Here is a 13,054-nt window from a genome sequence, read left to right as displayed (position 1 = left end):
CGCCACCGCGCGGCGGGCGGCGGCGGCCGGACTCAGAACCCGCCGTACAGCCGCACGCCCAGCAGGAAGCTGCGCGGGGCGGCGGTTTCGTAGTAGCGGCGGTTGCCCTCGTTGACGATCACGCTGCCGGCATAGGTCTTGTCGGCGAGGTTGTCCACGCGCGCCAGCAGCTCGACCTTGCGCCCGCCGGCCAGCGGCCAGCTCCTGATCCAGCGCAGGTTGGTGACGACGTAGCCTGGCGCGAACTCGTCGTTCACGTCGTTGACCGCGGTGCGGCCCAGCGCCCGCGCCTCCAGCGCCCACTCGCCCAGGCCCGCGTCGCGCCAGGCCAGCTCGCCGAAGGCGCTGGTGCGCTGGGTGCCGGCGATGCGGTTGCCGGCGGCCACGGGCAGCGTGGGCGTGGCGCACGGCGGCGCGCCGCAGGTCAGGAAGCCGTCGCGGTAGCTCGCGTCCAGGTAGGTCAGGCCCAGCTGCGCGCGCCAGGCCGCGGCCGGCTGCCAGGAGGTGGACAGCTCCGCGCCCTGGCGCCGGGTGCGGCCCACGTTGCGGAAGCTGGCACGGCCGCCGAGGTTGGAGGCGACGCCGATCTCGTTGTCCACGTTGGCGCGGAACAGCGCCGCGTCCGCGCCCCAGGCGCCCTCGCGCCACTTGGCACCGAGCTCGAACTGGCGGCTCTCCTGCGGCTGCAGCGCGGTGTTGAAGCCGGCGCCGGCATTGGTACCGGGCTGGTAGGCCAGCTCGGTGAGCGTGGGCGACTCGAAGCCGCGCGCCACGCTGGCATGCAGCTGCAGCGCCGGCAGCGCCTGCCAGCGCAGGCCCAGCACGGGGTTGGTGTAGTCGAACTTCAGGTCACCCGAATCGTCGGGGTTGCCGGGGCGGACGTAGCGGTCGCGGGTGCTGAGCTTGACCTCGCCGCTGCGCACGCCGGCGCTGGCGGTGACGGCCGAGGTGAGCTTCCAGTCCAGCTGCGCATACGCGTCGCGCGTGGTGGCACGGTTGCGCTCGTCGCGGCGCAGGTTGCCGGTGACGCCGATCGCCGTGGGCGCCGTGGCCGGACCGGCGAAGTTCTCGAAGCCACGGCGGTCGTCGGCCTGGGTCTCGAAGGCCACGCCGGTGAGGAGGTCCACGTCGTCCCAGCCCCAGCGCAGCCGCGCGTCCACGCCCTGGAAGTCGCGGTCGAAGTCCACCACGCCGCCGCTCTGGCGCGGGCTGGCGGCCTGGGTGTTGAGCGCGATGGCCTGCCACTGCGTCACGCTGCGCCGCCCGGTGTAGGCCGCCACCTGGCTGTCGCGCAGCGCCCCTTCGGCAAATCGGTGCGTCCAGCTCGCGCCCAGCTGCGCCTGCTCGGCGTCCTTGCGCGTGTTGAAAGCCTGAGCCACGGGCACGGTGACGGTGTCGGTGGTGCGGATGCGGCCCTGCGTCGTGCCGTAGGGGTTGGCGTTGAACTCGTTGCGCGTCAGCCCCAGCGGGTCCTGCGCCGGCTGCGTCCAGTAGCTGGCCTGCACCACCACGCGGTCGCGCTCGCCCTGCCAGCCCAGCCGCGCGTTGAGCGTGCGGCGCTCGGCGTCCATCTGCGGCCGGAAGCCGTCGTACTCCATCGTGGAGCCGCTCACGCGCAAGTCGAAACCCTCGCCCAGCGGCGCCTGCACGCTGCCGCGCAGCTGGCGCAGCCCGTCGCTGCCCACGTCCAGCGCCACCTCGGCCTGGCGCTCGCGCACCGGCGCGCTGAAGAGGGCGATCACGCCGCCCGAGGAGTTGCCGTAGAGCACCGAGAACGGCCCGCGCAGCACCTCGATGCGCGAGGCGCCGGCGATGTCGAAATGCGACACCTGCCCCTGCCCGTCGGGCATCGTGGCGGGAATTCCGTCGCTGTACAGGCGCAGCCCGCGCACGCCGAAGGTGGCGCGCGCGCCGAAGCCGCGCGAGCTGACCTGCAGGTCCTGCGCGTAGTTGTTGCGGTTGTTGACGACCAGCCCCGGCACGCGGGCGAGCGCCTCCGACAGGTTGATCATCGGCCCGGCCGCGCGCAGCTCCTCGCGCGAGACGATGCCGATGGCATACGGCACCTCGGCCGCGGCGCGCTCGCGCACCGAGCCCGTCACCACCACCTGCGCCGGCGCGCCGTCGCTGGCATCAGGCGCGGGCACCTCGCCCTGCCCCGCGCCCACGCCCTGCTGGGCCACGGCGGACATCGACCACAGCGCCGCCGCGCAGGCCAGCGCGCAGCTGCTCAAACGGGGGGTCGGCGGGAAAACTCGGATGTTCATGTTCGGAAAATGCTGGACGGAAAATCGCAGCCCGGCATCAGACCGATGAATGGCGCGCGTGCCAAGGGAGCACAAACCCCTGTTGCGCCTGTACCGGGATGGAGCAAACCGCCCCGCTACCATCCCGCGCCATCATGCAGACGCGCGGCATCCATCTTCAGTACAGCTTCGAGTCCCGCGGCCAGCGCGGCCCGGAGGTCGAGAACCCGTTGTTCGACCTGCTCAACCGGTTGCAGGAGCACGGCTCCATCCGCCACGCCGCCACGGCCATGGGCGCGTCCTACCGCCACGTCTGGGGCTCGCTCAAGCACTGGGAAGAGGTGATGGGCGAGCCGCTGGTGCAGTGGTCGCAGGGGCAGGCGGCGCGGCTCACGCCCTTCGCGCAGCGGCTGCTGGCCGCCGAGCGCCAGGCGCGCACGCGCATGACGCCGCACATCGAGGCGCTGCGCGCGGAGCTGGAGCACGTGCTGGCGCAGGCGCTGGACGGCGCGCAGCTGGTGCTGGAGGTCTTCGCCAGCCACGACCCGGGCCTGCCGCTGCTGCGCGAGCTGGCGCAGCAGCAGCATCAGCTGCACGTGGGCCTGCGCTTCGCCGGCAGCGTGGACGCGCTGCGCGCGCTCGCGCACGGCCGCTGCACGGTGGCGGGTTTCCACGTGCCCGCGCTGCCCGACGGCTCGCCCGTGTTCTCCGCCGCGCTGAAGCCGCTGCTCAAGCCCGGCCTGCACAAGCTGATCGGCTGCCTGCGCCGCCAGCAGGGGCTGATGCTGCGCCCGACCGGCGCCATCGAGCGGCGGCTGTCGCTCACCGACCTGCCCGGCTCGGGCCTGCGCTTCGTCAACCGCCAGCCGGGCTCGGCCACGCGGCTGCTGATGGACCATCTGCTGCAGGCCGCCGGCGTCGATGCGGCGTCCATCGACGGCTATGCGGCGCGGCCCGAGGATTCGCATCTGGCGGTGGCCGCCGCGATTGCCGGCGGGCAGGCCGACGTCGGCCCGGGCATCGAGGCCGCGGCGTGCGAGTTCAACCTCGACTTCATCCCGCTGGTCGAGGAGGACTATTTCCTGGTGTGCCTGAAGGACGCGCTGGACAGCGCCCCGGTGCGCGCGCTGCGCACGGTGCTGGAGAGCCCGGCGTGGCCGCAGGCGCTGCAAGCCCTGCCCGGCTACGCGGCGCCGGACGCGGGGCGGGTGCTGTCGCTGACCAAGGCGCTGCCGTGGTGGCATTTCAGGACGCCGAAGGGGCAGGCGGCCTGATGCGGCTTCCGCGCTATGCCGCCCAGAACACCGCCAGCCACACCGTGGCCTGATCCGGATTGGTCCACGCCACCCGGTGTTTCACCCGCGCCGGGATGTCCACCCAGTCGCCCGGGCCCATGGCCAGCACGCGGCCATCCTCGAACTCCAGCCGCCCGGCGCCCTGCAGCACCAGCACCCACTCGTGCTCGGCCTGGTCGTACCAGCCCTCGGCGGGCGAGGACTGGCCCTGCGAGACGATGCGCTCGATGCGCACGCCGCCGCGCTGCAGCAGCGTCTCGAACAGCTCGGCGTCGAGCCGCGCCGGCAGCGACGCGAGGAGGTTGCCGGCGCGGCCGGGGCTCATGCGCTCACAGGTCCTTGGCGGCAGCGGCGGCCGGCGCCTTCAGTGCCTTGACCATCTTCATGATCGCCGTGATCTGCGCGCCGGACTTCACCGCGTAGTCCACGCCGGTGTAGCCCCACCAGTCCCAGCAGCCCTGCGGATTGGTCGGCACGATGCTCTTGTTCACCTGCGGGTACAGCACCAGCATGTTGTTGGTGTCGGCCCATGCGTTGTAGCCGGTGTTGTTGATGAAGGCGTCGCCCACCGACTCCGCCGACTGCACGCAGCCATGGATGGCCACGTGCACCTTGCACGACTGGCCCTGCTCGCAGGACTTGGGCACGTAGAGATAGGCCTGCTCGGCCATGGCCGTCGAAGCCGGCGCGAAGCTGCGCTGGTCGAAGGTCACCATGCGTCCCGAAGGCGTCGCGGCCTTGTCCTTGAGGTTGCCGTAGATGTGCTTGAGCAACTCGCCGGCCTGGTCGTAGCCGCTGCCGTCGACGGTGCAGTGGCTGATGTAGGGCGAAGCGTTGGCGCTGCAGGCGTTGCCGAAGCCCGGCGTGATCACGGCATGGCCGGCCGGCACGGTGTTGACGTACTTCAGGTTGGCGCCGGAGACGCCCGCCTGCGTGAAGAAGCTCACCGTGGCGTCCACCGCCGGCTGCTTCACCACCGTGTCGTCGAAGCCGCTGAACACATAGACACGGCGGCCGGCCAGGTTGGAGAGGCTGTCGATCTTGCGCTGCGAGGCGAAGTTCTTCGCGGCCGTCACCATCAGCGCGGCATTGGGCGTGACGAACGGGACCTGGCCCATGCAGATGGCGGTGAACATCATGTTGTCCGCCGCGCAGTAGTACGGTCCGCCCGCCACCACGCCTGCGCCCTTGATGCTGGCCGAGTGCGCGACCTGCAGCTGCACCGCCATGAAGGCACCCGACGACAGGCCGGACACCGAGGTCTCGGCCAGGTCCACGTTGAACGCCGGCAGCTTGTCCGCCGCCAGGGCGCCTTGCGCCAGTACCGCTGCGCCGGCCGCAGCCAGCAAGGAATGCATCAGCTTCATGTTTCCCCCAAGGATTTCGATCGCAGGACTACCGCCCTGGTCGTGATCCCCCGCGCCGGAACGGCATGGGGCTTGGGCGGTACTGCGCCTGCGCGAAAAATGTAATGGAAAGAAACTGACTTTTGTGCGGCGCAGCAAACCATGCGCAATGGCTATGGCTTTGACGCAACAGTGGCGGCGGCCGGGCTGCGAGGCGTGCCTGCAAGGCGCACAGGGCGGCGGCCGCCTGCCGGCTGCCCCGCCCCGCGCCATGCCCTCCTCCCGGGCCCCGCGGCCCGGGAGGGCCGGCTCAGCCCGTCACTGCCCGTTCGCGTTCGGGAAGAACAGCCGCTCGCCGTTGATCCTGTAGGCCGCGATGGTGGACTGCCCCGCCGGCGACACCACCCAGTCGGCGAAGCGCTGCGCCTCCTTCACCTTCACGTGCGCGTGCCTGGCCGGGTTCACCACGATCACGCCGTACTGGTTGAACAGCCGCCGGTCGCCCTCGACCAGCACGCCCATGTCGCCGCGGTTCCTGAAGTTCAGCCAGGTGCCGCGGTCGGTAAGCACGTAGGCGCCGCTGGAGGCGGCGATGTTGAGCGCCGGGCCCATGCCGCAGCCGCATTCCCTGTACCCGCCCGGCTTGGTTGCGGCCACATCCACGCCCGCGAGCTTCCAGAAGCGCAGCTCGGCCGCGTGCGTGCCGCTCTTGTCGCCGCGCGAGATGAAGGGCGCGCCCGCGGTGGCCACCTTGCCCAGGGCTGCCGCCACGTCCTTGCCCTTCGTGCCGGCCGGATCGTTCTTCGGGCCGACCAGGATGAAATCGTTGACCATGACCGGCTGGCGCTTCAGGCCGAAGCCCTCGGCCACGAATTTCTCCTCGGCCGGCTGGTCGTGCACGAACACGATGTCGGCGTCGCCGCGGCGCGCCGAGTCCAGCGCCTGGCCCGTGCCCTGCGCCACCACGCGCACCTCGATGCCGGTGGCCTTGGTGAAGGCCGGCAGCAGGTGCGCGAACAGGCCCGACTGCTCGGTGGAGGTGGTCGAGGCCATCACGATGAACGGGGCCTGCTGCGCCTGCGCCGCGCCGGCGGCCAGCGCCAGCGTGGCGCCGGCAACGGCGGCGAGCAGCCGGCGGCGCAAAGGCGGGTGGTTGCTCGTCAATGCCATGGCAGTTCGCCTTTCAGGAACAGGGCTGCCTCCTGCGGCAGCGGATCGTTGAAGAAGTTCGCGACGGGGCGGTCCACCACCAGGCGGCCGTCCTCCAGGTAGATCACGCGCGTGGCCATGCGCTTGGCCTGGCCCAGGTTGTGGGTGCTCATCACCACCGTCATGCCTTCGGCGGCGAAGTCCAGCACCAGCGCCTCGACCTCGCGCTTGGCCGCCGGGTCCAGGCTGGCCGTGGGCTCGTCCAGGAACAGCACCTGCGGGTGCACCGCCCACGCGCGCGCGAGCGCCAGGCGCTGCTGTTGGCCGCCCGAGAGCACGCGTGCCGGGCGGTCACGGTGCTCCTGCAGGCCCACGCGGCGCAGCGCCTGCTCGGCACGCCCGGCGCGCTCGCGGCGCGGCACGCCCGCGAGCCACAGCGCCAGCAGCAGGTTGCGCCACACCGACAGCCGCAGCAGGAATGGGCGCTGGAACAGCATCGCCTGGCGCGGCTCGCGGCCCTGCGCGTCGCGTTGCACGCGGCGCTCGCCGGCGGTGACGCGCAGCTGGCCGTGCAGCAGCCGCAGCAGCGTGGTCTTTCCGCTGCCGTTGGGGCCGATAAGCATGACGCGCTCGCCCGGGTGGATGCGCAGCGACAGCGGCTGCAGCGCCTGGTGCTCGGCGAAGCGCACGCTGGCGTCGTGAAGCTCGATCAGGGGCGACTCCTCGCGCCTGCGCAGCGGGTCGAGCGCGCCGGGCGGCAGTTCCAGGTGCAGCGGCGCGTTCACCGGGCGAGGCTTTCGGCGGGCTGCAGGCGGCGCAGCGTGGCGATGAAGAGGTTGACCAGCGCCACCACCGCCAGCAGCAGCAGCCCCAGGGCCAGCGCCTGGGCCAGGTCGCCCTTGGAGGTTTCCAGGGCGATGGTGGTGGTCATGACGCGGGTGATGCCGTCGATGTTGCCGCCCACGATCATCACCGCCCCCACCTCGCTGATGGCGCGGCCGAAGCCCGTGAGCAGCACCGTCAGCAGCGCCACGCGCTCGTGCACCAGCAGCAGCAGCGCGCTCTGGAAGGGGCTGGCGCCCATGGAGCGCAGCTGCTCGCCGTTGCCGCGCAGCGCGTCGGCCACGAGCTGGCGCGTCAGCGCCATGACCAGCGGCAGCACCAGCAGCGTCTGCGCGATCACCATCGCGCCGGGCGTGAACAGCAGCCCGTAGCTGCCCAGCGGCCCGGAGCGCGACAGCAGCAGGTACACCGTGAGGCCAACCACCACCGGCGGCAGCGCCAGCAGCGTGTTGAGCAGCAGCAGCACGGCGCGCTGTCCGGGGAAGCGGCTCACCGCCAGCCAAGCGCCGCCGGCGAGGCCGAACACCGCCGCGAGCGCGCTGGCGCCGCCGCTGACCGCCAGGGACAGCAGCACCACGTGCCAGAGCTTCGGGTCGGCCTGGCCGATGAGCGCGGCGGCGGCCTGCAGGGATTCGGTGAAACCGTTCATGGGGACTGCGTCTGGGGGATTGCGCGCGCCGCGGCGCTCCGGGGGCAACTGCGCGGGCGGGATTGTCCGGGAACGGTCAGAAGCGGGCGATATGCCGCCTCGTGCATAAGTCGCGGCGGCTACAGTGCCGCGCATGCGACTGGCACAGATCCTTTTTTCCCAGGGCTTCGGCACGCGGCGCGAGTGCGCGGGGCTGATCCATTCCGAACTGGTCACCGTGGACGGCCAGGTGGTGGACGACCCGGACGCCGACTTCCCGACCGAGGGGCTCGTCTTCACCGTGCGCGGCGAGCCCTGGCGCTTCTTCGACAAGGCGCTGGTGCTGCTGCACAAGCCCGCCGGCTACGAGTGCTCGATGAAGCCCAGGCACCACCCCAGCGTGATGAGCCTGCTGCCCACGCCGCTGCGCAACCGCGGCGTGCAGCCGGTGGGCCGGCTCGACGAGGACACCACGGGTTTTCTATTGCTCACCGACGACGGGACGCTGCTGCACAAGCTCACCTCCCCGAAGCACCACGTGCCCAAGGTTTACGAGGTGACGATGAAGCACCCGGTGGACGAGCAGCAGGTGCAGCGGCTGCTGGCCGGCGTGGTGCTGGACGACGACCCGGCCCCCGTGCGCGCCGCGGCCTGCGAGGCTACCGGCGAGCGCTCCCTGCGCCTGACGCTGACCGAAGGCAAGTACCACCAGGTCAAGCGCATGGGCGCCGCGGTGAGCAACCGGGTGGAGGCGCTGCATCGCAGCGCCATGGGCTCGCTCACGCTGGAGGGGCTGGCGCCGGGGAAATGGCGCTGGGTGGAGGCGCCGGAGCGGGCGGCGCTGGGGTTGAAAACGGCTTGATACCGGGCAGTCGGCCGGAGCTTGCGCAAACAATCATTTAGCCGCGAGCTGGATTGGAATGAGGCCACGCCCGGGCGCCCGGGACAGCTACCGCCTCGGACAGGCCCGCGACGCATAGGCCTGGTTCAGCATGCCCGCCAGCCGCACCCCGGCCAGGCCGAGCTGCTGCATCAGCACCGGCGCGGCGCCTTCCAGGTAGGCGTCGTCGAGCACGGCGTCGGCCGGGCGCCAGAAGCGCCCGCCCAGCGCGTGGCTGGCATTGGCCCAGGCGACCGGGTCCAGCACCGCGCCGGCGCCCATGCCGGCCTGCGCCGCGCGGCCTTCGGGCGAGGACAGGAAGCCCTCCTCCACCTGCGCCACCAGCGCGCCCCAGCTGGGCGCGAGTTTCCCGAGCAGCCCGAAGTCCCAGGCGGCGTGCAGGCTCATGGGCTGCGGCTGCGGCTGCGGCTTGCAGCGATCCCCGCACAGCGGGCCGCGCGCCTGCAGCGTCACGGGGATGTCGTTGCCGCCGCGGGCGTCGCCGTAGGCGTGCAGCGGCTGGTGCAGGTCGCCGACGAGGTGCACGGTCCAGATCAGCGCCTCGCGCCGCGCCTGGGGCGTGGGCGCGCAGCGCAGGTCCCGGCGCAGCCGCTGCAGCTGCGCCACGGCGCAGGCGTCGGGCGCCTCGGGCTTGCCGCAGTCGCGCGCCGGCTCGTAGCTGCCCGCCTGGGACGGGATGTTCACGTAGTGCCACGGCCCGGTGCCGGGCAGCCGGGCGCGGTGGTCGTCGGGCCAGCTCGCCACCGAGGCCAGGGAGCGGCCCGGGCCGAGCACCTCGGCCACGCGCGCCGCGGCGGCGCGCGAGAGGCGGTGCTGGGCGATCTCGGCGACGGCCGAGTGCCCGTCGTCGCCCCAGGCGAAGGCCGCGCCGGCGGCGGCGAGCAGCGGCAGCGGCAGGACCTGGCTCAGGCGCAAGGCGGGGAGGCGGCTCATGTCTCGGCTCAGGGCCGCGCCGTCGTCACCAGCGCCGTGTCGCAGCGGCCGCCGCGGGTGTAACCCTTGAGATAGGCGCGGCGGGCGTTGCCGGCGGCGATGGCGGCATCGACCTCGCGGGCGTGGCGCTCGGCGCCAGTGAGCTTGCGCACCCAGCCGCGGAACGGGATCACGTCCGCCGCGGCGCTGCGCACCGCGCCGACCGCCGCCTTGCCCGCCATGCCGGCGCCGCGCTCCAGGGCAGAAGACTTGCGCTGCTCCGGCGTGGCGTCGAAATCGGGCTCCAGCACGGCGTCGAGTTGCTCGACCTCGGCGGTGACCTCGGCGCAGACCGGGCTGTCGGGCAACCGGTACGGCGCCTTGCGCGCCTCGGCCAGCAGCGGCGGAATTTTTACCTTCATGAGATTCAGGTCCGACAGCGGCGTGGTGAGGGCCTGGCCCATCTCCTGGACGGCCTTGGGCGGCGGCGCGTCGGGCGGGGTGTCGGCGGTGGCGTCCGGCGCCGGCCGGGTGGAGGCGCAACCGGCCAGCAGGGCAGCCACGGCAAGAAGAAGGATGGATTTCATCGGTTCGGTGGCATGGAGGTGGAATCCATACGGCCTGAAACTGCGCCGCACGGGCGAGCGTGCCGGGCGGGGCCGGCCGGTGCAGTCTTTCACCGATCAAGGGGCGGGCTGGGCGGGACTTACATCCGGGGGCGGCGCATCCACAGCCCCTGGACGGCGAAGGAAAAAGCCACGACCAGAAGAAACCCGCTTACTGCGCCCCACCCCGCGCCTTCTCCCGCTCCTTCTGGTAATCCTCATAACTCGTCCCATCGCGCCGCGCGCAGTCCGAGGAGGTTGGGGACGAAGCCTTCTGGCATTGCGCGCGGCTGTATTGCTGGCCGGTTTCGTAGAGTCCGGCGCAGGCGGACAGGGCCAGGGAGGCGAGGACAAGGAGGAACAGGTTTTTCATGCTGTTGGAAGGCTTCCTTCAAATCAGTGTTGCCGTGCTGCTGGACAAGAAAACCTGGAACCGACCGGCATCCCGGTAACACGGGCGCCCGCCTTCTCAGTCGTCATTCCGGCGAAAGCCGGAATCCACGAATGCTGCAATGCTTCGTTGGCCGGTGCATGCACATGCCAAGGTCGTCCCGCCACCGCAACAGTGCGCGTGGATTCCGGCTTTCGCCGGAATGACGACTCTTGTTTCATTATTGAACGGGCTATTGTCAATCAATTCCCCGGCACCCCCACCCGCCACTGCCCCCAGTTGGCGACAATATCCCGCACCACTGGCCAGGCCGCGTTGTAAAGATTGGCGGTGGCCGCCGGATATCCGCCCGACTTGGTATTGAGCGAATCCAGCGCCGACTGCCCTGGCGCCTGCCGGTCGAAATTCGAGCCGGTGCGCATGACGGCCACGCGCTTCAGCTCCAGCCGGCCGGCATTCGCGCCGCGTTTCAGCGCCTCGAACACCGCGTTGTCCTCCTGCTGCGTGGTGCAATAGTTTCCCTGCCCGTCGGTCAGCAGCGAAACCCATTTAGCAGCTCGATTGCCGAGCATTTCCCCGTGCCAGTAGGTATCGCCACTGGCGGTGTCGCACTGGATCACCGAGGGTTCCGCACGCGCCGCGGCCTGCGGATATTTGGCCCGGTACAGTTTCGCCTCCGCCGTGTCGACCAAAATGGCACCGCGCGACAGCGACAAGGCTTTCTGCAACAACGCCTCGTCCACTTGGAACACCTCATTGCCGTAGCGCAGCGGGGGTTTCGTGTCCGGGTCCGGCGACTTGATGCCGAAATAGCCGGTGTCCCAGCTCGCCGGCTTCTCGCGCGCGTCGAACTCGTGCGCCAGCCCGAAACTCACCACGTAGCGCGCCCAGGTCGCCGCGCCAACCGTGCCCACGTTCGGATTCATGCCGCCGACGCCGGTGACGATGAAATACGATTTCGACAAATCAAACTGAGGGCTGAACGCCACCGCCATCATGGATGCCGCCGCATTGGCATGGCCCATGTCGGTGGTCATCAGGCAGATGTCGTCGTCGGTGCACTGGATGGCGGGGAAATTGGTGGACAGGCCCGGGATTTTATAGGTCTGGGTCCAGCGCAATTTCGGCTGCCAGGCTTGGGCTTCGGGGCCGTAGAGGGTGATGAGCAAGACTTTGACGGGGCGGGCTTGGGAAACTGGTGGCTTGGCGGTGGGAGCTGAGGGTTCGGGCGGGGTGGAGGGTTGCAGGGGGACGGCAGTGCAGGCGGACAGGATCGCCAGAATGGACACTGTCGCCCCAACAGATGCGGTTCTGGAATTCATTGGCAATATTTCCGGCGGCTTGGAGAAATCAACCGCTTCTTTATTCTTCAAGACGGGCGATGTGTCAAGCTTTGGCCGACTGGTTGGTCGCCGGGAGTGGCGTGATCCACAAACGAAGTTGATCCGGGGCGGGGAATGTTTGCGGGATGGCGGACAGTGAAAACGGTAATGGCGGCGCTTCGGTCAGCAGTGTGTCCATGACGCCTTGCTCCTTGCTGATGTCGATGGCGATTTTGAGATAGCGTCGCAGACGCAACAGCGGCGGAAATTGGTCTCGACTGCTTAGCCATTCCAGAGCGTCTCGGGCACCCTTGGAACTGTTGCATGAGCGGCAGGCCCAGACGATATTATCGCCAGTGTCGGCCCCGCCTTTTTCCCTGGGAATCAAGTGGTCGATGGAAAGCCGTTCCGTGCTGCTGCAATAGCAGCAGGCTTGCGGCAGGATCGTTTTCAAGCGTTCGTCGTCGGCGAGCGGGCCAGCATTCATGGCTCCAGCATTAAGCTTTTTAAAGCTTGGAACGGATTTTGGAATGCACGGGCCGTATTTGCTTAAGTATTGAAATACGGCAGCACAAACCATCGCCAGAATATCGAAACTTGAAGAATCAAAAGCCTTCACCGAAATGGGTTCGTCGAAGAAGGATAGGCCGGCGAAGGAAGAATATATGGAGCATTAAATTTATTATCCGATCTAGGAGTAACACTAGATGGTGCTCCAGCAGTACCGGAGGCAGCTGACGCGGCAGGCGCGGCGGATGTTGGCTGTCCAGAATCCAAGCGCTGTTGATTCAAGAAAGACGCCTGCAAAGCCGTTTGCAAAGTACCAGATCTGTAATACTCGTCCAAGTCGAGCAAGGCATCTCCAAGCGTATATTCCTTATTTAAAAGACTTCTTCTAATCTTCCCCAAAACCTCAGTGCGACGTATTTCCATAATTGATGTTAAAGCAAACACCGCTTTATCGTCGAAAATATTCTTGTCGATAGACTGTTTTTGCCCCTGAAAAAATGTACTAAGAGCAGCAAATGCAGTTTTTGTGGCAACTGGCGTAACAACAGCAGCAGCCCCAGTTAGACCAAGGTTCGTACTATCATATGTAACATTTAAACTAGCTTTTCCACTAGTTAGATTGGTTACGTACATTGCGTAGTCATAGTTGATTTTATTCAGATAATCAGAAAGAAACTCTCTTCCCTTTGAATCTATAGCGCTACCTCTCTCTAACCCTGACAAACGCATAGAATAATTTTCATCCATGTAATGACGCGGGGCATATAACGAAGCCCCAAGTTGACTCACAGCTTGATTGGTTTTATCAATACTGCTGCAACCCCCAAGCAATCCCAACCCAATTAACACCACAAGAAGCGCTCGCGAAAGATTTTCTGAAACGCCTTTATGTTTGAGCTCCATAAC

At 68.5% G+C, this 13,054-nt stretch carries 14 protein-coding genes; 2 read left to right on the top strand and 12 right to left on the bottom strand.

The window, feature by feature from the left end:
- Positions 1-32: 32 nt before the first annotated feature.
- Positions 33-2,267: a TonB-dependent receptor family protein gene (locus FJ694_RS23585; protein ID WP_232540196.1), complete on the bottom strand. Its 2,235-nt coding sequence runs from the start codon at positions 2,265-2,267 to the stop codon at positions 33-35.
- Between the two features lie 134 nt (positions 2,268-2,401).
- Between FJ694_RS23585 and FJ694_RS23580 the strand changes: the two genes are divergently transcribed.
- Positions 2,402-3,520: a substrate-binding domain-containing protein gene (locus tag FJ694_RS23580; protein ID WP_157269770.1), complete on the top strand. Its 1,119-nt coding sequence runs from the start codon at positions 2,402-2,404 to the stop codon at positions 3,518-3,520.
- Positions 3,521-3,533: 13 nt separating this feature from the next.
- Here FJ694_RS23580 and FJ694_RS23575 read toward each other — a convergent pair whose 3' ends face one another.
- From FJ694_RS23575 to FJ694_RS23555, 5 genes are all read right to left on the bottom strand, one after another.
- Positions 3,534-3,866: a cupin domain-containing protein gene (locus tag FJ694_RS23575; protein ID WP_157269769.1), complete on the bottom strand. Its 333-nt coding sequence runs from the start codon at positions 3,864-3,866 to the stop codon at positions 3,534-3,536.
- Positions 3,867-3,870: 4 nt separating this feature from the next.
- Entirely contained in the window at positions 3,871-4,908 is a 1,038-nt protein-coding gene (locus FJ694_RS23570; RefSeq protein WP_157269768.1) for an extracellular catalytic domain type 2 short-chain-length polyhydroxyalkanoate depolymerase, read from the bottom strand.
- A 297-nt stretch (positions 4,909-5,205) separates the two neighbouring features.
- Positions 5,206-6,057 (bottom strand): ABC transporter substrate-binding protein, encoded by an 852-nt coding sequence (locus FJ694_RS23565; protein WP_157269767.1) that lies wholly within the window; start codon positions 6,055-6,057, stop codon positions 5,206-5,208.
- Positions 6,048-6,809: an ABC transporter ATP-binding protein gene (locus FJ694_RS23560; RefSeq protein ID WP_375140252.1), complete on the bottom strand. Its 762-nt coding sequence runs from the start codon at positions 6,807-6,809 to the stop codon at positions 6,048-6,050. Before FJ694_RS23560 ends, FJ694_RS23565 begins: the two co-directional genes overlap by 10 nt.
- A gap of 8 nt (positions 6,810-6,817) precedes the next feature.
- A complete protein-coding gene (locus tag FJ694_RS23555) occupies positions 6,818-7,528 on the bottom strand; it encodes an ABC transporter permease (RefSeq protein ID WP_157269766.1) in 711 nt (236 codons plus the stop codon).
- A 133-nt stretch (positions 7,529-7,661) separates the two neighbouring features.
- Here FJ694_RS23555 and FJ694_RS23550 point away from each other — a divergent pair, with 133 nt between their 5' ends.
- Positions 7,662-8,369 carry a pseudouridine synthase gene (locus FJ694_RS23550; protein WP_157269765.1) on the top strand — a complete coding sequence of 236 codons (708 nt, stop codon included), beginning with the start codon at positions 7,662-7,664 and terminating at the stop codon, positions 8,367-8,369.
- Positions 8,370-8,456: 87 nt separating this feature from the next.
- Here FJ694_RS23550 and FJ694_RS23545 read toward each other — a convergent pair whose 3' ends face one another.
- From FJ694_RS23545 to FJ694_RS23520, 6 genes are all read right to left on the bottom strand, one after another.
- Positions 8,457-9,341, bottom strand: coding sequence for a S1/P1 nuclease (locus FJ694_RS23545; RefSeq protein WP_157269764.1), 885 nt, complete (start codon positions 9,339-9,341; stop codon positions 8,457-8,459).
- An 8-nt stretch (positions 9,342-9,349) separates the two neighbouring features.
- Entirely contained in the window at positions 9,350-9,907 is a 558-nt protein-coding gene (locus FJ694_RS23540; protein ID WP_232540195.1) for a hypothetical protein, read from the bottom strand.
- A gap of 190 nt (positions 9,908-10,097) precedes the next feature.
- The gene (locus FJ694_RS23535) at positions 10,098-10,298 is read right to left on the bottom strand and encodes a hypothetical protein (RefSeq protein WP_157269763.1); all 201 of its coding nucleotides are present in this window, start codon (positions 10,296-10,298) and stop codon (positions 10,098-10,100) included.
- A 260-nt stretch (positions 10,299-10,558) separates the two neighbouring features.
- On the bottom strand, positions 10,559-11,638 hold the full coding sequence (locus FJ694_RS23530) for a purine-nucleoside phosphorylase (RefSeq protein WP_157269762.1): 1,080 nt from the start codon (positions 11,636-11,638) through the stop codon (positions 10,559-10,561).
- A 64-nt stretch (positions 11,639-11,702) separates the two neighbouring features.
- On the bottom strand, positions 11,703-12,257 hold the full coding sequence (locus FJ694_RS23525) for an HNH endonuclease (RefSeq protein ID WP_198320958.1): 555 nt from the start codon (positions 12,255-12,257) through the stop codon (positions 11,703-11,705).
- On the bottom strand, positions 12,254-13,051 hold the full coding sequence (locus FJ694_RS23520) for a hypothetical protein (RefSeq protein ID WP_157269761.1): 798 nt from the start codon (positions 13,049-13,051) through the stop codon (positions 12,254-12,256). The genes FJ694_RS23525 and FJ694_RS23520 overlap by 4 nt, the downstream gene beginning before the upstream one ends.
- Positions 13,052-13,054 lie beyond the last annotated feature (3 nt).

The sequence above is a fragment of the Azohydromonas aeria genome (assembly GCF_009760915.1).
GTDB classification, from domain to species: domain Bacteria; phylum Pseudomonadota; class Gammaproteobacteria; order Burkholderiales; family Burkholderiaceae_C; genus Azohydromonas; species Azohydromonas aeria.
The sequence above is the reverse complement of the archived record's forward strand: the minus strand, read 5'-3'. Positions and strand labels throughout refer to the sequence as shown.

Coding starts and splice junctions, on each gene's coding strand:
- FJ694_RS23535 (WP_157269763.1), bottom strand. CDS start 10,298: ATGAAAAACCTGTTCCTCCTTGTCCTCGCCTCCCTGGCCCTGTCCGCC.
- FJ694_RS23570 (WP_157269768.1), bottom strand. CDS start 4,908: ATGAAGCTGATGCATTCCTTGCTGGCTGCGGCCGGCGCAGCGGTACTG.
- FJ694_RS23555 (WP_157269766.1), bottom strand. CDS start 7,528: ATGAACGGTTTCACCGAATCCCTGCAGGCCGCCGCCGCGCTCATCGGC.
- FJ694_RS23540 (WP_232540195.1), bottom strand. CDS start 9,907: ATGAAATCCATCCTTCTTCTTGCCGTGGCTGCCCTGCTGGCCGGTTGC.
- FJ694_RS23585 (WP_232540196.1), bottom strand. CDS start 2,267: ATGAACATCCGAGTTTTCCCGCCGACCCCCCGTTTGAGCAGCTGCGCG.
- FJ694_RS23545 (WP_157269764.1), bottom strand. CDS start 9,341: ATGAGCCGCCTCCCCGCCTTGCGCCTGAGCCAGGTCCTGCCGCTGCCG.
- FJ694_RS23575 (WP_157269769.1), bottom strand. CDS start 3,866: ATGAGCCCCGGCCGCGCCGGCAACCTCCTCGCGTCGCTGCCGGCGCGG.
- FJ694_RS23530 (WP_157269762.1), bottom strand. CDS start 11,638: ATGAATTCCAGAACCGCATCTGTTGGGGCGACAGTGTCCATTCTGGCG.
- FJ694_RS23520 (WP_157269761.1), bottom strand. CDS start 13,051: ATGGAGCTCAAACATAAAGGCGTTTCAGAAAATCTTTCGCGAGCGCTT.
- FJ694_RS23580 (WP_157269770.1), top strand. CDS start 2,402: ATGCAGACGCGCGGCATCCATCTTCAGTACAGCTTCGAGTCCCGCGGC.
- FJ694_RS23550 (WP_157269765.1), top strand. CDS start 7,662: ATGCGACTGGCACAGATCCTTTTTTCCCAGGGCTTCGGCACGCGGCGC.
- FJ694_RS23565 (WP_157269767.1), bottom strand. CDS start 6,057: ATGGCATTGACGAGCAACCACCCGCCTTTGCGCCGCCGGCTGCTCGCC.